This is a genomic window from Pseudomonas sp. FP453, from assembly GCF_030687495.1.
Classification (GTDB): domain Bacteria; phylum Pseudomonadota; class Gammaproteobacteria; order Pseudomonadales; family Pseudomonadaceae; genus Aquipseudomonas.
Map to the genome: position 1 here is coordinate 2,005,428 of NZ_CP117435.1, position 17,704 is coordinate 2,023,131.

Annotated in this window: 16 protein-coding genes and 2 pseudogenes; 14 read left to right on the plus strand and 4 right to left on the minus strand. The window is 63.5% G+C overall.

Annotated elements, in window-relative coordinates; all coding sequences use genetic code 11:
- The first annotated feature begins 211 nt into the window (after positions 1-211).
- The 9 genes and pseudogenes from PSH87_RS09205 to PSH87_RS09245 all read left to right on the plus strand — a co-directional run bounded on the left by PSH87_RS09205 (position 212) and on the right by PSH87_RS09245 (position 8,059).
- Positions 212-1,237 carry an NAD(P)H-dependent glycerol-3-phosphate dehydrogenase gene (locus tag PSH87_RS09205; protein ID WP_017734317.1) on the plus strand — a complete coding sequence of 342 codons (1,026 nt, stop codon included), beginning with the start codon at positions 212-214 and terminating at the stop codon, positions 1,235-1,237.
- Positions 1,238-1,247: 10 nt separating this feature from the next.
- A complete protein-coding gene (locus PSH87_RS09210; RefSeq protein WP_017734316.1) occupies positions 1,248-1,595 on the plus strand; it encodes a DUF4389 domain-containing protein in 348 nt (115 codons plus the stop codon).
- A pseudogene (sixA, locus tag PSH87_RS09215) lies at positions 1,592-2,042 on the plus strand (phosphohistidine phosphatase SixA). The gene PSH87_RS09210 and the pseudogene sixA overlap by 4 nt, the downstream one beginning before the upstream one ends.
- Before the next feature lie 85 nt (positions 2,043-2,127).
- Entirely contained in the window at positions 2,128-3,777 is a 1,650-nt protein-coding gene (locus PSH87_RS09220) for an AMP-binding protein (RefSeq protein WP_305433214.1), read from the plus strand.
- A gap of 31 nt (positions 3,778-3,808) precedes the next feature.
- Entirely contained in the window at positions 3,809-4,252 is a 444-nt protein-coding gene (locus PSH87_RS09225; RefSeq protein WP_017734313.1) for a hotdog fold thioesterase, read from the plus strand.
- Between the two features lie 97 nt (positions 4,253-4,349).
- Positions 4,350-5,153: an alpha/beta fold hydrolase gene (locus PSH87_RS09230; RefSeq protein WP_305433216.1), complete on the plus strand. Its 804-nt coding sequence runs from the start codon at positions 4,350-4,352 to the stop codon at positions 5,151-5,153.
- Positions 5,150-6,004 (plus strand): alpha/beta hydrolase, encoded by an 855-nt coding sequence (locus PSH87_RS09235; RefSeq protein WP_305433218.1) that lies wholly within the window; start codon positions 5,150-5,152, stop codon positions 6,002-6,004. Before PSH87_RS09230 ends, PSH87_RS09235 begins: the two co-directional genes overlap by 4 nt.
- Positions 6,005-6,106: 102 nt before the next feature.
- Entirely contained in the window at positions 6,107-6,925 is an 819-nt protein-coding gene (locus PSH87_RS09240) for a DUF4892 domain-containing protein (protein ID WP_305433219.1), read from the plus strand.
- A 72-nt stretch (positions 6,926-6,997) separates the two neighbouring features.
- Positions 6,998-8,059, plus strand: coding sequence for an AI-2E family transporter (locus tag PSH87_RS09245; RefSeq protein ID WP_017734309.1), 1,062 nt, complete (start codon positions 6,998-7,000; stop codon positions 8,057-8,059).
- A gap of 126 nt (positions 8,060-8,185) precedes the next feature.
- Here PSH87_RS09245 and PSH87_RS09250 read toward each other — a convergent pair whose 3' ends face one another.
- Positions 8,186-9,223: a HAMP domain-containing sensor histidine kinase gene (locus tag PSH87_RS09250; RefSeq protein ID WP_017734308.1), complete on the minus strand. Its 1,038-nt coding sequence runs from the start codon at positions 9,221-9,223 to the stop codon at positions 8,186-8,188.
- The gene (locus PSH87_RS09255; RefSeq protein ID WP_032864664.1) at positions 9,223-9,987 is read right to left on the minus strand and encodes a response regulator; all 765 of its coding nucleotides are present in this window, start codon (positions 9,985-9,987) and stop codon (positions 9,223-9,225) included. The genes PSH87_RS09250 and PSH87_RS09255 overlap by 1 nt, the downstream gene beginning before the upstream one ends.
- 259 nt (positions 9,988-10,246) lie before the next feature.
- On the opposite strand from PSH87_RS09255, the gene pyrF reads away from it, so the two are divergent.
- Positions 10,247-10,945 (plus strand): orotidine-5'-phosphate decarboxylase, encoded by a 699-nt coding sequence (pyrF, locus tag PSH87_RS09260; protein WP_257781975.1) that lies wholly within the window; start codon positions 10,247-10,249, stop codon positions 10,943-10,945.
- A gap of 146 nt (positions 10,946-11,091) precedes the next feature.
- On the opposite strand, the gene PSH87_RS09265 is transcribed toward pyrF, so the two are convergent.
- On the minus strand, positions 11,092-12,099 hold the full coding sequence (locus tag PSH87_RS09265) for an NADP-dependent oxidoreductase (RefSeq protein WP_305433222.1): 1,008 nt from the start codon (positions 12,097-12,099) through the stop codon (positions 11,092-11,094).
- Positions 12,100-12,328: 229 nt separating this feature from the next.
- Here PSH87_RS09265 and PSH87_RS09270 point away from each other — a divergent pair, with 229 nt between their 5' ends.
- The 4 genes and pseudogenes from PSH87_RS09270 to PSH87_RS28800 all read left to right on the plus strand — a co-directional run bounded on the left by PSH87_RS09270 (position 12,329) and on the right by PSH87_RS28800 (position 16,787).
- Complete coding sequence (locus PSH87_RS09270) at positions 12,329-13,090, plus strand: SDR family oxidoreductase (protein ID WP_305433224.1); 762 nt, start codon at positions 12,329-12,331, stop codon at positions 13,088-13,090.
- Between the two features lie 202 nt (positions 13,091-13,292).
- Entirely contained in the window at positions 13,293-14,705 is a 1,413-nt protein-coding gene (locus tag PSH87_RS09275; RefSeq protein ID WP_305433226.1) for a PLP-dependent aminotransferase family protein, read from the plus strand.
- Between the two features lie 996 nt (positions 14,706-15,701).
- Positions 15,702-15,881, plus strand: a pseudogene (locus PSH87_RS28795) (HAMP domain-containing protein); the annotation flags it as partial.
- Positions 15,882-16,082: 201 nt separating this feature from the next.
- Positions 16,083-16,787 (plus strand): methyl-accepting chemotaxis protein, encoded by a 705-nt coding sequence (locus PSH87_RS28800; RefSeq protein ID WP_370695315.1) that lies wholly within the window; start codon positions 16,083-16,085, stop codon positions 16,785-16,787.
- A gap of 36 nt (positions 16,788-16,823) precedes the next feature.
- Here the strand turns inward: PSH87_RS28800 and PSH87_RS09285 are convergent, their stop codons facing one another.
- Positions 16,824-17,636 carry an alpha/beta fold hydrolase gene (locus PSH87_RS09285; protein WP_305433230.1) on the minus strand — a complete coding sequence of 271 codons (813 nt, stop codon included), beginning with the start codon at positions 17,634-17,636 and terminating at the stop codon, positions 16,824-16,826.
- Positions 17,637-17,704: the final 68 nt, after the last annotated feature.

The following is a 17,704-nucleotide window of genomic DNA, read 5'->3' on the forward strand; positions in this document are numbered from 1 at the left end:
AGGGGCCCAAATGCACGGAACGGCCTTGATAATTGCGGATAGCCGCCCATGTTAACTGAGGTCGGGCCATTTGCCAGTCGTAGGACTTGCAATTACTTCACACAAACGTGGCATTTTCTGACAAACCCACGAATTGACGCGGGGGCTGGCCGCAAGCGGGTCGCTCCGTATAATGCGGCCATCGCCACTGGTATGGATTAACGGATTGCATATGACTGAACAGCGCCCTATTGCGGTCCTCGGAGGCGGAAGTTTTGGCACCGCCGTGGCTAACCTGCTGGCCGAAAACGGCCACGCGGTGCGCCAGTGGATGCGTGATCCCGAGCAGGCCGAGGCCATCCGGGTAAACCGCGAAAACCCTCGTTACCTGAAAGGCATCAAAATCCACGCGGCCGTCGAACCCGTGACGGACTTGCTGGCGACCCTGACGGACTGCGACCTGTGCTTCGTCGCGCTGCCGTCCAGCGCCCTACGCTCGGTCCTGGCGCCCCATGCCGAACGCCTGGCCGGCAAGCTGCTGGTCAGCCTGACCAAGGGCATCGAGGCGCAGACCTTTATGCTGATGAGTGAAATCCTCACCGAGATCGCGCCTCAGGCGCGTATTGGCGTGTTGTCCGGGCCGAACCTGGCGCGGGAAGTCGCCGAGCACGCGTTGACCGCCACGGTCATCGCCAGTGAAGACGAAGAGCTGTGCGAGCGGGTCCAGGCCGTGCTGCATGGCCGCACCTTCCGCGTCTACGCCAGTGGCGACCGCTTTGGTGTCGAACTGGGCGGCGCGTTGAAAAACGTCTACGCGATCATTGCCGGCATGGCGGTGGCACTGGGCATGGGTGAAAACACCAAGAGCATGCTGATTACCCGCGCGCTGGCCGAGATGACCCGCTTTGCGGTGAACCAGGGCGCCAACCCGATGACCTTCCTCGGGCTGGCCGGCGTGGGCGACTTGATCGTCACCTGCTCGTCGCCGAAAAGCCGCAACTACCAGGTCGGTTTCGCCCTGGGCCAGGGCTTGAGCCTGGAGGACGCGGTGACGCGCCTGGGCGAAGTGGCCGAAGGCGTCAACACCCTCAAGGTGCTGAAGGCCAAGGCCCAGGAAGTCGGCGTGTATATGCCGTTGGTCGCCGGGTTGCACGCGATCCTGTTTGAAGGGCGCACCTTGAACCAGGTCATCGAGTTGTTGATGCGCGCCGAACCGAAAACCGATGTCGATTTTATTTCCACCAGTGGTTTCAACTGAGGAACGCGTCATGAACGATCCGAAAGCAGCGCCCAAGTACGAATCCATTGTGTTGCGCATCCTCTGGATGCTGGTGTTTGCCCTGGTGTGGCAGGTCGCGCAGTTCCTGCTCGGCGCCTTGGTGGTGGTGCAGTTGATCTACCGCCTGGTGTACGGCGCGCCGAACCTGGGCCTGATGAACTTTGGCGACAGCCTCAGCCAGTTCCTCGCGCAGATCGGCCGCTTCGGCAGCTTCCACACCGAGCAAAAGCCGTGGCCATTCGCCGATTGGCCAACCCCGCGCGCACCCGAGGGCGAAGCCGCCCACAGCGTGCCGCCCGCGCCGCACCCGGTGCGCGATGAAGAGCCAAAACTGTGAAGCTGTGGATTCTGCGCCACGGTGAGGCCGAAGGGCATGCCCGCACGGATGCCGAGCGCAACCTCACCGAACATGGCCGTGGCGAAGTCTTGCGCAGTGCCGCGCACCTGATCGGCCCAGCCCCTCAGTGCGATCATCGCCAGCCCCTATGTGCGGGCGCAGCAGACCGCACAACTGGTGCGCCAGGCCTTGGGCTTTGAGCCGGAAATCCGCACGGTGCCGTGGCTGACCCCCGAGGGCAGCCCGCTGCAAGTGCTGGAACAGCTCGACACCGACGACAACGTGCTGCTGGTCAGCCATCAGCCGTTGGTGGGCAGCCTGATCAGCTTTTTGCAGCATGGCCATCAGCGCCAACCGCAACCGATGCACACCGCGAGCCTCGCGGAACTGGAAGGGGATTTTCCGCTGGCGGGGCTGATGAGCCTGGTCAGCGTGAAGAATCCGTAGGCTGGATCGCTGCTTTGTGTGTGCTATATAGTCAGCCAAGCAAGTGCTTGGTTGGCTATGATCGGACCACACAGGAGCGCGTCCCATGCCCGTCGCTTTTCGTTTGCCGTTGCAGGTCTTCTTTGAACGTGAAGCGCGCCATCCGCGCAAAACCTTTCTGGTCCAGCCTGTCGGCGGGGGCGAGGTGCACAGCCTCACCTGGGGCGATGTCGGCCACCAGGCCCGATGCGCCGCGCACTGGCTGCGTGCCCGTGAACTGCCCCGTGGTTCGCACATTGCCCTGATTTCGAAAAACTGCGCGCACTGGATCATCGCCGACCTGGCGATCTGGATGGCTGGGCATGTCTCGGTGCCCTTGTACCCCAACCTTACTGCCGACTCCGTCGCCCATGTGCTCAACCATTCCGAGGCGGCGCTGGTGTTTGTCGGCAAGCTCGACGATTGGCCGGCGATGGCGCCCGGTGTGCCCGCCGGTGTGCCGACCATCAGCCTGCCGCTGTGCCCGCCCGGCACGTTTGATTTCAGCTGGGCCGACCTGCAAGCCTGCTCGCCCATTCAAGACAACCCAGAGCCTGCGGCCGCGGATCTTGCGACCATCATCTACACCTCCGGCACCACCGGCCTGCCCAAGGGCGTGATGCACAGCTTCGGCGCCCTGGGCTTTGCTGCCACGCGCGGTACCGAAGTGTTTGGCCTGGGGGAGGGCGACCGGTTGTTGTCGTACCTGCCGCTGTGCCATGTGGCCGAGCGGATGTTTGTCGAGATGGCCGCGATCTATACCGGGCAAACCGTGTTTTTCGCCGAGAGCCTGGACACCTTTCTGACCGATCTGCGTCGGGCGCGGCCGACGGCGTTGTTTGGCGTGCCGCGCATCTGGACCAAATTCCAGCTGGGGGTCTACGCCAAGATCCCGCAAAAACGCCTCGATACCCTGTTGCGCCTGCCGTTTATCGGCAAGCGTGTGGGCCATAAAGTGCTCGCCGGCCTAGGGCTGGATGAATTGCGCATCGCCCTGTCCGGCGCGGCGCCGGTGCCCGAGGCGCTGCTGCGCTGGTATCAACGCCTGGGCCTGGATGTGCTGGAGGTGTACGGCATGACCGAGAGTTGCGGCTACTCCCATGTGTGCCGCCCCGGCCAGCAGACCATCGGCTGGATCGGCCTGCCATGCCCGGGGGTTGAAGTGCGCATCGACGCCTCGGGCGAAGTGCAGGTGCGCAGCGGTGCGACCATGCTCGGTTACTTCAAGGACCCCGCGAAGACCGCCGAGACGCTCACCGCCGATGGCTTCCTGCGCACCGGCGACAAGGGCGAGCAGGACGCCGATGGCCGCCTGCGCCTGACCGGGCGGCTCAAGGAAATCTTCAAGACCAGCAAAGGCAAATACGTAGCCCCGGCGCCGATTGAAAACCGCCTGGCCGAACATGCGCACATCGAACAGGTGTGCGTGGTCGGCGATGGCCTCGGCGCGCCGATTGCGTTGTGTGTGCTATCGACGCTGGCGCACGACCGCCAAGCCCTGCAAGGCAGCCTTGAGCGCTGGCTGGAGGCGGTCAACCAGACGTTGGATAAACATGAGCGCCTGCGCCAATTGGTGGTGGTCAATGACAGCTGGGCGGTGGAAAACGGCTTCCTGACGCCGACCCTGAAGATCAAGCGCAACGTGATCGAATCGACTTACGGTGCATATTTGCAGACTTGGAGCGAGCGTTCCGAATCCGTTCTGTGGCAGGATTAGGCTCATCATAAAACCAACAAAGGACTATCCCATGGGCCTGTGGCGCACCCAACCGAACATCGAACAACTCAACGCGATCCAGAAAAACACCATCGGTGAACTGCTGGACATTCGCTTCGAAAGCTTCGACGACGAATCCCTGACCGCCAGCATGGTGGTCGATCATCGCACCCATCAGCCCTACGGCCTGCTGCACGGCGGCGCGTCGGTGGTGCTGGCGGAAAGCGTCGGCTCCATGGCGGCGTACCTGTGTATCGACGCCAGCAAGTTCTATTGCGTGGGCCTGGAGGTCAACGCCAACCACCTGCGCGGTGTGCGCAGCGGGCGGGTGACGGCGGTGGCGCGGGCGATTCATATCGGCCGCACCACCCAGGTGTGGGATATCCGCTTGACCAATGATGACGGCAAAGCCAGCTGCGTTTCGCGCCTGACCATGGCCGTGGTGCCGCTGGGCGAGCAGCCGCCGGCGCGATAGGCGTGGCGTGAGTGTCATCATTCCTGGCAGTTACAGTCATTGCTGTTGCGGCCAGGCGTGGTGACAATCGATTTCTGTTTTTGTAGATGAGTCCGGTATGTCGCAGCACGTGTTTTTTGCCCACGCCAATGGTTTCCCTTCGGCTACGTACGGCAAGTTGTTTGCCGCCCTGGCCCCGGAATACGCCGTGGCTCATTTGCCGCAGCACGGTCACGACCCCAGGTTCCCGGTGGACGATAACTGGCAGAACCTGGTGGACGAGTTGATCCACCACCTGGAGCAGCAGCCGGAACCGGTGTGGGGCGTGGGCCATTCCCTCGGTGGCGTGCTGCATCTGCATGCGGCCATGCGTTGCCCACAGTTATATCGCGGCGTGGTGATGCTCGACTCGCCGGTGCTGACCCGTGCCGACCGCTGGGTGATCCGCGCCGCCAAGCGCCTGGGCTTTATCGACCGCCTGACCCCCGCCGGGCGCACCCTGGGCCGGCGTGAAGAGTTCCATGACCTGGACAGCGCGCGCAGCTACTTCGCCGGTAAAACCCTGTTTCGCGGTTTCGACCCGGAATGCTTCGACGCCTACCTGCAACACGGCTTGCACCAGGTTGGCGACCGCCTGCGCCTGCGCTTCGACCCGGCCACCGAAATCAGCATCTACCGCGGCGTGCCCCACACCAGCCCCGGTCAGGTGCGCCAGTTGAAAGTGCCGCTGGCGGTGGTGCGCGGCCGCCAGAGCCGGGTGGTGATGCGTCACCACGCCAGCGGTGTCGATCGCCTGCCGATGGGCGAAATGCTCACCATGCCCGGCGGTCATATGTTCCCCCTCGAACGCCCCCAGGACACCGCGACCTTGATCAAGAACCTGTTCTCCCGCTGGGCCGCCCGTGAGGGCAACTGCCCATGAGCGCGGCGGTGGAAGAAGTGCGCCTGAGCCTGCCCCATATAGAGTTGGCGGCTCACTTGTTTGGGCCCGAAGACGGTTTGCCGGTGATCGCCCTGCATGGCTGGCTGGACAACGCCAACAGCTTTGCGCGGCTGGCGCCAAAGCTTGAGGGCTTGCGCATCGTCGCCTTGGACATGGCGGGGCATGGGCATTCGGCGCATCGCCCTGCAGGGGCCGGTTATGCCTTGTGGGATTACGTCCACGACGTGCTGCACGTCGCCGAACAATTGGGCTGGAAACGTTTTGCATTACTTGGCCACTCACTGGGCGCCATCGTGTCCCTGGTGCTGGCCGGCGCGTTGCCGGAGCGCGTGACGCACCTGGGATTGATCGACGGCGTGATCCCGCCGACCGCCAGCGGCGAGAACGCCGCCGAGCGCCTGGGCATGGCGTTGCAGGCGCAATTGGATTTGCAGGACAAACGCAAGCCGGTCTACGCCACCCTGGAGCGTGCCGTGGAAGTGCGCATGAAAGGCCTGGTGGCGGTCAGTCGCGAAGCCGCCGAACTGCTGGCCCAGCGCGGTTTGATGCCGGTGCCGGGCGGTTACACCTGGCGTACCGACAGTCGCTTGACCCTGGCATCACCGATGCGCCTGACCGACGAACAAGCCATGGCCTTCGTGCGGCGGGTGGGTTGCCCTACGCAGTTGGTGGTCGCCGCCGACGGCATGCTGGCGAAACATCCAGAATTGCTTTCCCAACTGCCCTTCACCGTGACCACGCTGCCAGGCGGCCATCATTTGCACCTGAATGACCAGCCCGGCGCAGCTCTTGTTGCAGACTGTTTCAATCGCTTCTTCTCTGCGCCTTGACTTGGCGGGGTCAACTGCCGAGGCTGGGCGGATTGAAAGGGAGCCAACCATGAACCATCTCAACACTGCTATGACCTCCGCTGGCCACGGCGCGTTGATCCTATGAGCGTGCGTAACGGCTGTATCCGTATCCTCGGGCTAAGCCTGCTCAGCCCATTGGTGTTCGCCGCCGACGTGCCGGGAAGCCAGGACCTGCCGGCCGTGGCCCGGCAAGTCGACGCGCAAATCGTCGATTACCGCCCCGCCGAAGAAAAGGAACGCATCTACCCCATGGGCGCGATCCGCAAGATCAGCGGCCAGTTGCGCTACGAAGGCCAGGCCACCGCACGCGGCCAGGCCACGGCGATCACCTATGAGTTGCCCGCCGAGCACAGTTCCAGCACTGCGTTTACCGTGACGCGCGAGGCGTTGCAGGCCAAAGGCGCGCAGTTGCTGTTCTGGTGCAAAGCCCGTGATTGCGGCGAAAGCAGCCTGTGGGCCAACGAAATCTTCGGCAACGCCAAGCTGGTGGGCGCCGACAGTGAGCAGGAATACCTGCTGCTGCGCCTGGCCGAGCCGCAAGCCAACAGCCTGATCGCGCTGTACGCCATTACCCGTGGCAACCGCCGTGCCTACCTGCACGTGGAGCAGTTGGATGCCGGTGCGCCGCTGGGTGACCTGCTGCCCACCTCGGCCACGCTGTTGCGCGAGCTTAAAAGCACCGGCGAGCTGGACTTGCCGAAGTTGGCCGCCGAGCCGGATGACACCTGGCTAACCCTGATTTCCCGTGGGCTCAACCTCGACACCACCCTGCGTGTCAGCCTCGCCGGGCCGAATGCCGAAGCCTGGCGCCAGGCCTTGATCGACAAGGGCGTGCGTGCCGCGCGCCTGGAGACCGGCACCGGCGGCACCAAGGGCTTGCACCTGCATCTGATACGCTAGGCGTTATCGGGCGAACGGCCCCGCGCCGTTCGCCTAAGCTGTCTTCCTAACGCCTTCTGCTAGAGATACCCCATGCTCAATAACGATCGCCTGCTGGTGCAAATCCTGCTGCTGGTGCTGTTTGGTGCCAGCTTCTGGGTCATGGCGCCGTTCTGGTCGGCGCTGTTCTGGGGCGCGGTGCTGGCGTTTGCCAGCTGGCCGCTGATGCGTTTGCTGACCCGTGCGCTGGGTGGCCGTGAATCGTTGGCCGCCGGCATCCTGACCCTGGGTTGGATGTTGCTGGTGGCGGTGCCGCTGGTGTGGCTGGGGTTCAACCTGGCGGATCATGTGCGCGATGCGGTGGCGCTGATCAAGGACATCCAGGTTGACGGCCTGCCCGAAGCGCCGACCTGGCTGGGTTCGATCCCGTTTGTTGGCGAGCGGCTGGTGGGCATGTGGGACACCATCGACCAGCAAGGCGCTGCGCTGATGGTCACGCTCAAACCCTACCTGGGCCAGGTCGGCAACTGGCTGCTGGCGCGCAGTGCGCAGATCGGCGGCGGCATCCTGGAACTGACCCTGAGCCTGGTGTTCGTGTTCTTTTTCTACCGTGACGGCCCGCGCCTGGCGATGTTCGTGCACCGCCTGCTGGAGCGCTTGATCGGTGACCGTGCCGGTTACTACATCGAACTGGTGGCGGGCACCGTGCAACGGGTGGTCAACGGCGTGATCGGCACAGCCGCCGCCCAGGCGCTGCTGGCGCTGATCGGCTTTCTGATCGCCGGCGTGCCGGGCGCGCTGGTGCTGGGGATCGTCACCTTCCTGCTCAGCCTGATCCCCATGGGGCCGCCGCTGGTGTGGATCCCGGCCACGGCCTGGCTGGCGTGGAAGGGCGACTACACCTACGCGGTGTTCCTGGGCGTGTGGGGCACGTTCATCATCAGCGGCGTCGACAACGTGCTCAAGCCGTACCTGATCAGCCGCGGCGGCAACCTGCCGCTGGTGATCGTGCTGCTCGGGGTGTTTGGCGGGTTGATTGCGTTCGGGTTTATCGGCTTGTTTATCGGCCCGACGTTGTTGGCGGTGGCGTATAGCTTGCTGATGGACTGGAGTGCGACCCAGGCCCAGGGCCGTCGGGAAGACAAACCCTTATAACTGAGCGAGTGGAGATCATTGTGGGAGCTGGCTTGCCTGCTATAGCGGTGGGTCAGCCACACATGCATCAACTGACAGTCTGCTATCGCAGGCAAGCCAGCTCCCACATGGAGCGGTGTCAGTCTGTTACGTTCGGGGTAGCCACATGACAGCAGTCAACCCGCCGCCTGGGGTTTCCTCCAGGCTCAGCTTCCCGCCCAAGCGCTCCGCCGCATCCTTGGAAATCGTCATGCCCAAGCCAACGCCACCGGAATTGCGGTTGCGCGAACCTTCCAGGCGAAAGAACGGTTCGAACACCGCCTCACGCTGATCCGCAGCAATCCCCGGGCCGTGGTCGATCACGCGGATGATCAGGGCCTCGCGGCTGTCCTCCAGTTCGACCCGCGCCGTGCCGGCATAGCGCAACGCGTTGTCGATCAGGTTGTTGAGGCACGAGCGCAAGGCCATCGGTTGCACCTGCAATGGCGCGCAGGTGCCGCCGTGTTGCACATCGGAGCCCTGGTCCTGGGCGTTCTCGCTCATGGACTCCACCAGCGCCTGCACATCGAGCCAGTGCCGGGTTTCGCTGGTGCGTTGTTCGTGCAGGTAGCTCAGGGTCGCGTCGAGCATGCCGATCATGTCGTTGAGGTCCTGGCGCATCTGGCCCTGCAACTTGGGGTCTTCGATCTGCTCCAGGCGCAACTTGAGGCGCGACAGCGGCGTGCGCAGGTCATGGGAGACCGCGCCGAGCATGCGCGCGCGCTGGCTGACCTGTTCGCGGATGCGCCGTTGCATCAGGTTGAAGGTCGAAGCGGCCTGTTTCGCCTCGCGCGGCCCGGATTCGTCGAGGGGCGGGCTGTCGAGGTCCAGGCTCAGGCGCTCGGCGGCTTCGCTGAGGCGCTGGATCGGCCGGCTCAGCAGCTTGGCGCCGTACCAGGCGGCGATGATCAGCGAGATGAACTGGAACGTCAGCGGCACCACCGGGCCGCCAAACCAAGGGCGACGGTGTTCCTTGTTCAACGGCACCATCCTGCCGTCCGGCTGCTCGACAAAGGTTTCCTGGGGCGGCGGCGGAGGGGGGCCGTAATAGCGGAACCAGGCGATGGCCAGCACGTGGGCGAGGATGATCGCCACCAGCAATACGCCGAACAGCCGCCCGAACAACGTATTGAAGGTGGCACGCATCAGCCGATATCCCGGGCGTCGAACAGGTAGCCTTCGCCGCGTACGGTCTTGATCAGTTGCGGTGCCTTGGGGTCATCGCCGAGTTTCTGGCGCAGGCGCGAGACCAGCAGGTCGATGCTGCGGTCGAAGGCTTCGATGGAGCGACCCCGGGCCGCGTCCAGCAACTGTTCGCGGCTCAATACGCGGCGTGGCCGTTCGATAAACACCCACAGCAGGCGGAATTCGGCGTTGGACAGCGGCACCACCAGGCCATCGTCGGCCACCAGTTGGCGCAGCACGCTGTTCAGGCGCCAGTTGTCGAAGCGGATATTCGCGCGCTGCTCGGTGCGGTCATCGCGCACGCGGCGCAGGATGGTCTGGATGCGCGCCACCAGTTCACGGGGTTCGAACGGCTTGGACATGTAGTCGTCGGCGCCCAGTTCCAGGCCGATGATGCGGTCGGTGGGTTCGCAGCGGGCGGTGAGCATCAGGATCGGGATGTCCGACTCCCCGCGCAGCCAGCGGCACAGCGACAGGCCGTCTTCCCCCGGCAGCATGAGGTCGAGCACCACCACGTCGAAGGTTTCGGCCTGCATGGCCACGCGCATGGCGGCGCCGTCGGTGACGCCGGTGGCGAGGATGTTGAAGCGCGCCAGGTAGTCGATCAGCAGTTCGCGGATCGGCACGTCGTCATCGACAATCAGCGCGCGGGTGTTCCAGCGCTTTTCATCGGCGATCACCGAACCTTTGTGCTCGTCGTTCATAGAGACGGGAGGGGTATGCATAGTGCGATCATCTGCCTGGTTGTGACGGTCAGCATAGGCGCCCAGCCCCATGGCTGGAAGTGCTGGACGGTGGGTCGTGCGGGCGAGGCTAGCGGTGGGGCGTGTTGGGGGCATGTCGTGAATGTATCAGCTTTGAAATAATTGCCTGAAACACCCGTTGCCGTGCGCTCTGTCAGTATTTACCGATCATCGGATCCCGCAACGGCGCTGCTTGCGCTACAATCCGCGCCGATTTCGACTTGCCTGAGAGCCCATTCCAATGTCCGTCTGCCAGACTCCTATCATCGTCGCCCTGGATTACCCCACTCGTGACGCCGCACTGAAGCTGGCTGACCAGTTGGACCCGAAGCTTTGCCGGGTCAAGGTCGGCAAGGAACTGTTCACCAGCTGCGCGGCAGAAATTGTCGGCACCCTGCGTGACAAAGGCTTCGAAGTGTTCCTCGACCTGAAATTCCACGATATTCCCAACACCACCGCCATGGCCGTGAAAGCCGCGGCCGAGATGGGCGTGTGGATGGTCAACGTGCACTGCTCCGGTGGCCTGCGCATGATGACCGCCTGCCGTGAAGTGCTGGAACAGCGCAGCGGCCCGAAACCGCTGCTGATCGGTGTGACCGTGCTGACCAGCATGGAACGCGAAGACCTGGCCGGCATCGGCCTGGACATCGAGCCACAGGAACAAGTGTTGCGCCTGGCGGCGCTGGCGCAGAAAGCCGGCCTTGATGGTCTGGTGTGTTCGGCGTTGGAAGCCCAGGCGCTGAAGACCGCGCACCCGTCGCTGCAACTGGTGACCCCGGGGATTCGTCCGGCGGGCAGTGCGCAGGATGACCAGCGCCGAATCCTGACGCCGCGTCAGGCGCTGGATGCAGGTTCTGACTATCTGGTGATTGGTCGCCCGATCAGCCAGGCGGCGGACCCGGCGCAGGCGTTGGCGGCAGTGGTTGCCGAGATCGCCTGATATCTGGAGTCAGCACGGTTAAAAATGTGGGAGCGGGCTTGCCCGCGATGGCGCAGTGTCAGTTGATACATTCATAACTGATCCGCCGCAATCGCGGGCAAGCCCGCTCCCACATTTAGCTCTCAAACATTCAGAACCAGGGTGTTTCAGTTCACTTTCAGCACCAACTTCCCAAAGTTCTCACCGTTGAACAGCTTCATCAGCGTCTCCGGGAACGTCTCCAGCCCCTCCACGATATCCTCCTTGCTCTTGAGCTTGCCCTGGGCCATCCAGCCACCCATCTCTTGTCCGGCGGCAGCGAAGTTGGCCGCGTGATCCATCACCACAAAACCTTCCATGCGCGCACGATTGACCAGCAATGACAGATAGTTGGCCGGGCCTTTCACCGCTTCCTTGTTGTTGTACTGGCTGATGGCACCGCAAATCACCACCCGCGCCTTCAGCGCGAGGCGGCTGAGCACCGCGTCGAGAATGTCGCCGCCGACGTTATCGAAATACACGTCCACGCCCTTGGGGCACTCGCGCTTGAGCGCAGCGGGCACGTCTTCGTTTTTGTAGTCGATGGCCGCGTCGAACCCCAGTTCATCCACGAGGAATTTGCACTTGTCGGCGCCGCCGGCAATGCCCACCACGCGGCAGCCTTTGATCTTGGCGATCTGCCCGGCAATGCTGCCCACTGCACCGGCCGCGCCGGAAATGACCACGGTGTCGCCAGCCTTGGGCGCGCCGGTGTCCAGCAGGGCGAAATAGGCGGTCATGCCGGTCATGCCCAGTGCCGACAGGTAGCGCGGCAACGGCGCCAGTTTCGGATCAACCTTGTAGAAACCGCGCGGCTCACCGAGGAAGTAATCCTGCACGCCCAAGGCACCGTTCACGTAGTCGCCGACGGCAAACTTGGGGTTGTTCGACGCAATCACTTCTCCCACGCCCAGCGCGCGCATCACTTCGCCGATGCCCACCGGTGGGATGTAGGACTTGCCTTCATTCATCCAGCCACGCATGGCCGGGTCGAGAGACAGGTATTCATTGCGCACCAGCACTTGGCCGTCCTGCGGCGTGCCCACCGGGACTTCCTGATAGATGAAGGTGTCCCGCGTGGCGGCACCGACCGGGCGTTTGGCGAGCAGGAATTGGCGGTTGGTCTGGGCAGTCATGGCAGGGACTCTTTTAGAAATGAACCATGATTGATAGACCCAGAACGGCTTGCGAGCAAGGTTCACCGGCCAGTGCGAATGCCCATCGATAGACAAGGCTGATAGTCAGGCCGGTGGCTTTATCATTGTGATCCATGCAGCGCCAACTGGCCTTCTGATAGTGCTGACGCGCCCGTCGCTGCGTTGGCTAGACTCGGCCCACGGCAATTTCTCCCAAAGGACATCCCCCATGAGCATGACGTTTTCCGGCCAGGTCGCCCTGGTGACTGGTGCCGCCGCCGGTATTGGCCGCGCTACCGCGTTGGCGTTCGCCGCCGAAGGTTTGAAGGTGGTGGTTGCCGACCTCGACGCGGCGGGCGGCGAGGGCACTGTGGCGCTGATCCAGCAGGCGGGCGGTGAAGCGCTGTTTGTGCGCTGCAACGTCACCCTGGAAGCGGATGTGCAGCAACTGATGGCGCGCACGGTCGCCGCCTATGGTCGCCTGGACTACGCCTTCAACAATGCCGGCATCGAGATTGAAAAGGGCAAGCTGGCCGACGGCAGCCTGGATGAGTTCGACGCCATCATGGGCGTCAACGTCAAAGGCGTGTGGTTGTGCATGAAGTATCAACTGCCGCTGTTGCTGGCCCAGGGCGGCGGGGCGATCGTCAACACCGCGTCGGTGGCGGGGTTGGGTGCGGCGCCGAAGATGAGCATTTACGCGGCCTCCAAACATGCGGTGATCGGCCTGACCAAGTCGGCGGCCATCGAGTACGCAAAAAAGCACATCCGCGTGAATGCGGTATGCCCGGCGGTGATCGACACCGATATGTTCCGCCGCGCCTATGAAGCCGACCCGCGCAAGGCCGATTTCGCTGCGGCCATGCACCCGGTCGGGCGCATCGGCAAGGTCGAGGAAATCGCCGCAGCCGTGCTTTATCTGTGCTGCGACGGTGCCGCTTTTACTACCGGCCAGGCGTTGGCGGTGGACGGTGGCGCGACGGCCATCTAGGACCTGCAAACGCACCTCACCTGAAAAGGTTTGGGGCGCTGTGGGGTTTTTCCATAGCTGGCAAAACGCCGCGTCCTAATGTGTATCAGTAGGTAAATAACTCAATAAAATCAATACTTTAGTAAAACTTGGCGACCGGTTGTGATGGACTTCTGTGCTTAACTCTTGCGGGTTGAATAACAGACAGTGAAGTGAGTGGCTCATGGATTTAGGGATCGATCGACAAGCCCTTGTACCGGTGGTGCAACAGATCATCAGCGCGGTGGCTGAATGGATTCGCAAAAGCGAGGCGAGCCCTGGCACGCGTCTGCCCTCCATCCGCCAATTGGCCCTCGACAACCTGCTTAGCCAGTCCAGTGTCATCGAGGCTTTTGAGCGCATGGTGGCCCAGGGACTGCTGGCCTCGAAGCCGGGTTCAGGCTTTGTTGTGGCCGAGCCCACGGCCCACCACGAGCGTCATTGGTATGAAGGTGCAGAGCAAGATTGGGGGGCATTTACCGACAGCCCGCTGGGTGAGCTGAAACTGGGGTGTGGCTGGCTGCCGGATGCCTGGCGCGAAAGCGATGACATCAGCTATGCGATCCGCGAAGTCAGCCGCACCGACACCGGTGGAGTGTTCAACTACAGCACGCCGCTGGGGTTGCCGGTGCTGCGCGAACAGTTGCTCAAGTGCCTGACCCGCATGCACGTGGCCAGCAGCCTTGACCGCATTCTCACCACCCAGGGTGCCAGCCAGGCCCAGGACCTGCTGATACGCACGCTGCTCAAGGCCGGCGACACGGTGGTGGTGGAAACCCCTGGCTACGGCAACCTCTATCGCCAGTTGGCCTTCCACGGCGTCAAGCTGCTGGAGGTGCCCCGTACCCGTGGCGGCCCGGACATCGCGGTGCTGGAGGCACTGTTGCAGGTGCATCGGCCCAAATGCCTGTTCATCAGCAGCCTGTACCACAACCCCACCGGCACCAGCCTGTGCCGCCCGGTGGCCGAGCGCTTGCTGCAACTGGCCCAGGCCAGAGATTTCCTGATCATTGAAGAAGACGTCTATGGCGACCTGCAACATGCCAGCTGCACGCGTCTGGCGGCGTTGCCCCATGATGATCGGGTGATCTACATCTCCAGTTTCTCCAAGACCTTGAGCAGCGCGCTGCGGGTGGGCTATCTCAGTGCCAGCACGGCGATCATCGCGCAGTTGGTCAACCTCAAGACCCTGACCGGCATCGGTACGTCCCGATTCGCCGAGGCGGTGGTGGCGACGCTGCTGGCCAACGGCACCTATCGCAAATGGGTGCAGCGCCTGCGCAAGCGCCTGAACACGCAAATGGCCGCCACCCTGCAAGTGCTGGAGGACGAGGAGTGGGAGGTGTTTGCCGTGCCCGCTGGCGGCATGTTCCTGTGGGCACGCCCTGGGGTGGGGGATCGTGGGCGGTTGCCGGCCTGTGCCCGTCGACTGGGCGTGCTGCTGTCGCCGGGGGCGCTGTTCAGTCCGGCCGGGGAGCCCAGCGATTGGCTGCGGATCAATGTGGCCTATGCGGCTGATCAGCGTGCCTTGGCGTTGTTCCGCAGCATGGGGCCTGCCAGATCGACCTCGACCATTCTGAAAACGACGAGCATGTAGCTTTTTGCCATTATTGTGGCGCCAATGCCTTGTGTCGCTGGCCCGTGGTTGCGAATCTCGTTGCTGGTCAATCGGGCGGGCTGGCAGCTGCCCTTGCAAGAGGGTTCAAGTGCAATGATTTCAGGCGTGCAACGACGTTTCGCCAACCTCGGTATGGCGAAGAAACTGGGCTTGGGCTTCCTCTTGGTGCTGTTGCTGACGGCGCTGGTGGCGGCGATCGGGGTGTGGTCGCTGCAAACCGTTGGGCAGCGTTTCGCCGGCCTCAACAGCATGTCTTCGCTGAACAGCGGCTTGCTCAAGGTGCGCCTGATCGAGCAGGACTACGCGCTGCACGCCGGCCCCAAGGCCGTCGACGCCTTGCATGCCAGCGTCGAGGCCTTGGCGGCCCTTGCAGCGAGCCTCAAGGCTCAGTCGCCAGCCAATGTGCCGGCCATGACTGATGTCGAGCAAGCCCTGGCCGCCTACCGCAAGGCGTTCGACGAGTTTGTCGAGCTGACCCAGACCAAGGACCTGGCGCTGGAAATGGCCAGTTGGTCGGTGTCCAGCGTGGCCAACAACCTTGACGTGTTGCAGGCTGGCCTGGCGGATGACGGCGCCTATGGCCTCAAGGAAAGCCAAGGCAAGGAGGGCGCGGAGTTTATCGAGCAGGCGGGGCAGGTCAGCCAGGTGTCGCGCCTGATGTTGCAGGCGATGAACGAGGCCCATGTGCGCCTGGATCAGAGCCGCAAGGGTGAAGAAGACAGCGGCGAGCAAGGCAAGATCGAGCAGGCCGACCAGGCGCTGGCCCAGGTCGAGCAATTGAAAACCGCGGTCAAGGACCCTGGCTACCAGACGGTGCTCAATGAGGTCTCCGGGCATATCGCCGCGTTCAGCGAGAAACTCGGTGAATACACCGGCCTGTTGGCGCAGGAAAAGGTTGTCTACAAACAGCTGCATGAGCGCGCCGAACAGGTGGTCAGCCGGGTCAACCAGGCCTATGCCGCCGAAGACCAGTCGATGCAGGCGCAACTGCAGAAAAGCACCTTGCTGATCATCGGTTCGTCCGCCCTGGCCCTGTTGGTGGGGTTGATTGCGGCGCTGGTGATCACGCGCTTGATCGTCGCACCGCTGCGCAGCGTGATCGCCGTCGCGCAGCAGATTGCGGCGGGTGATCTGAGCGGGCGGATGGAGGTCAGCCGGCGCGATGAAATCGGCCAGTTGATGCTGGCGATGCAGCAGATGGGCAATGGGTTGAGCCAGATGGTCAGCGGCTTGCAGGCGGGCATCGAGCAGTTGGCCAGTTCGGCGCAGTCGCTGTCCAGCGTCACCGAGCAGACCAATGTCGAGGTCAGTAGCCAGAAGGAAGAAACCGAGCAGGTGGCCACGGCGATGAACCAGATGACCGCCACCGTGCACGACGTGGCGCGCAATGCCGAGCAAGCCGCCCAGGCCGCGCAGACCGCCGACAGCAAGGTGGACAGCGGCCAGCAGGTGGTGCGCCAGAGTTTGCAGCGGATCGAGTTGCTCGCCAGCTCCAGTACCAGCGCCAGTGCCAGCATCGATAGCCTCAGTGCCGAAATCCAGAACATCGGCACGGTGCTGGGGGTGATCAAAAGCGTGGCCGAGCAAACCAACCTGCTGGCCCTTAATGCCGCGATCGAAGCTGCGCGCGCCGGGGAACAAGGCCGTGGTTTCGCGGTGGTGGCCGATGAAGTACGGGCGCTGGCCAAACGCACCCAGCAATCCACCGAAGAAATCGAGCGACTGGTCAGCACCTTGCGCAGCGCGGCGCAGTCGTCGGTGCAGCAGATCCAGCACAGTGGCGAGTTGGTGAAGCTGGCGGTCAGCGATGCGTTGGAAACCGAAAGCGCCCTGGGCAGCATCGCCACGGCGGTGTCGTTGATCCAGCAGATGAACCAGCAGATTGCCGCAGCGGCCGAGGAACAAAGCTCGGTGGCCGAAGAGATCAACCGCAGTGTCACCAGCATTCGCGCCAGCGCCGATCAGTCGGCGTTGAGCATGCAGGGCAATGCCGCGTCGAGCATCCAGTTGGCGCAGTTGGGCACGGAACTCAAGGGTATGGTCGGGCACTTCCGCCTGTGATCGCTACACGCCGGTAGCGACCCAGGAGGAGGGTGGTCAGGCGTGGTTGGCGAGGAAGGTCAGCAGCGCCTCATTGACGAAGTCCGGGTTCTCCCGGGCGCTGATATGCCCCGCGTCGGGGATCAGGATCAGGCTGCAACCGATCAGCTCGGCCATTTCCCGGGACTCGGCGGGTGGCCGGGGTTTGTCCTGCTCGCCGCACATCACCAGGGTGGTGTCGGCGTCCAGGCGCGGCAGTTGGTCCAGTACATCCTCGCGGCTGAAGATCAGGCGGCCCAATGGCACGATGCTTTGCAGCAGGCGCTCGCGGGGAAAGTCCTGCAGTGTCTGGCGAAAATCCTGATACAGCGCGGACTCGCGGTCGACCTCCGCGCGGAAGAAGATCGGTGCGATCACATCCAGCAACGGCTCGGGAATGGCGCCGGCGTCTTCGATCATCTTGAACAGCGAAAAGTAGTACTGGCGCGTGGCTTCTGGCTCGGCGCCGAGGTGGGTATCCATCAGCACCAGGCTGTTGACGCGCTCGGGCGCCAGCAGCGCCAGGCGTGCGCCCCACATGCCGCCGACCGACAGGCCCACCAGGTTGACCTGGGCGATGTCCAGGTGGTCGAGCAGCGCCAGGGCCTGGCGGGCAAGGTCATCGAGGGATCGGGTGCGGGTGGGCAGCGGGCCCGATTCGCCGTGGCCCCACAGCTCGGGGACGATGACGCGGTATTGTTGCGACAGGGCTTCGATCTGCGGCGTCCACATGGTGTGGTCCCACAGGTAGCTCGACCCCAGCAGCACGGCGGGGCCGCGGCCTTGGTCGATATAGTGCAACGGTTGTCCATCTATCACGGTGACAGGCATAGCAGGCCTCTGACTTCACGGAGTGAGGGGCACTTTTTTACGCGAGAAGGGGGCGGGGCGATAGGTGC

Bases quoted from the DNA above. Each gene is read 5' to 3' on its own strand.
- PSH87_RS09245 (WP_017734309.1), top strand. From the start codon at position 6,998: ATGCTCAATAACGATCGCCTGCTGGTGCAAATCCTGCTGCTGGTGCTG.
- PSH87_RS09255 (WP_032864664.1), bottom strand. From the start codon at position 9,987: ATGCATACCCCTCCCGTCTCTATGAACGACGAGCACAAAGGTTCGGTG.
- PSH87_RS09250 (WP_017734308.1), bottom strand. From the start codon at position 9,223: ATGCGTGCCACCTTCAATACGTTGTTCGGGCGGCTGTTCGGCGTATTG.
- PSH87_RS09265 (WP_305433222.1), bottom strand. From the start codon at position 12,099: ATGACTGCCCAGACCAACCGCCAATTCCTGCTCGCCAAACGCCCGGTC.
- PSH87_RS09205 (WP_017734317.1), top strand. From the start codon at position 212: ATGACTGAACAGCGCCCTATTGCGGTCCTCGGAGGCGGAAGTTTTGGC.
- PSH87_RS09270 (WP_305433224.1), top strand. From the start codon at position 12,329: ATGAGCATGACGTTTTCCGGCCAGGTCGCCCTGGTGACTGGTGCCGCC.
- PSH87_RS09240 (WP_305433219.1), top strand. From the start codon at position 6,107: ATGAGCGTGCGTAACGGCTGTATCCGTATCCTCGGGCTAAGCCTGCTC.
- PSH87_RS09230 (WP_305433216.1), top strand. From the start codon at position 4,350: ATGTCGCAGCACGTGTTTTTTGCCCACGCCAATGGTTTCCCTTCGGCT.
- PSH87_RS09275 (WP_305433226.1), top strand. From the start codon at position 13,293: ATGGATTTAGGGATCGATCGACAAGCCCTTGTACCGGTGGTGCAACAG.
- PSH87_RS09220 (WP_305433214.1), top strand. From the start codon at position 2,128: ATGCCCGTCGCTTTTCGTTTGCCGTTGCAGGTCTTCTTTGAACGTGAA.
- PSH87_RS09210 (WP_017734316.1), top strand. From the start codon at position 1,248: ATGAACGATCCGAAAGCAGCGCCCAAGTACGAATCCATTGTGTTGCGC.
- PSH87_RS28800 (WP_370695315.1), top strand. From the start codon at position 16,083: ATGACCGCCACCGTGCACGACGTGGCGCGCAATGCCGAGCAAGCCGCC.
- PSH87_RS09285 (WP_305433230.1), bottom strand. From the start codon at position 17,636: ATGCCTGTCACCGTGATAGATGGACAACCGTTGCACTATATCGACCAA.
- PSH87_RS09235 (WP_305433218.1), top strand. From the start codon at position 5,150: ATGAGCGCGGCGGTGGAAGAAGTGCGCCTGAGCCTGCCCCATATAGAG.
- PSH87_RS09225 (WP_017734313.1), top strand. From the start codon at position 3,809: ATGGGCCTGTGGCGCACCCAACCGAACATCGAACAACTCAACGCGATC.
- pyrF (WP_257781975.1), top strand. From the start codon at position 10,247: ATGTCCGTCTGCCAGACTCCTATCATCGTCGCCCTGGATTACCCCACT.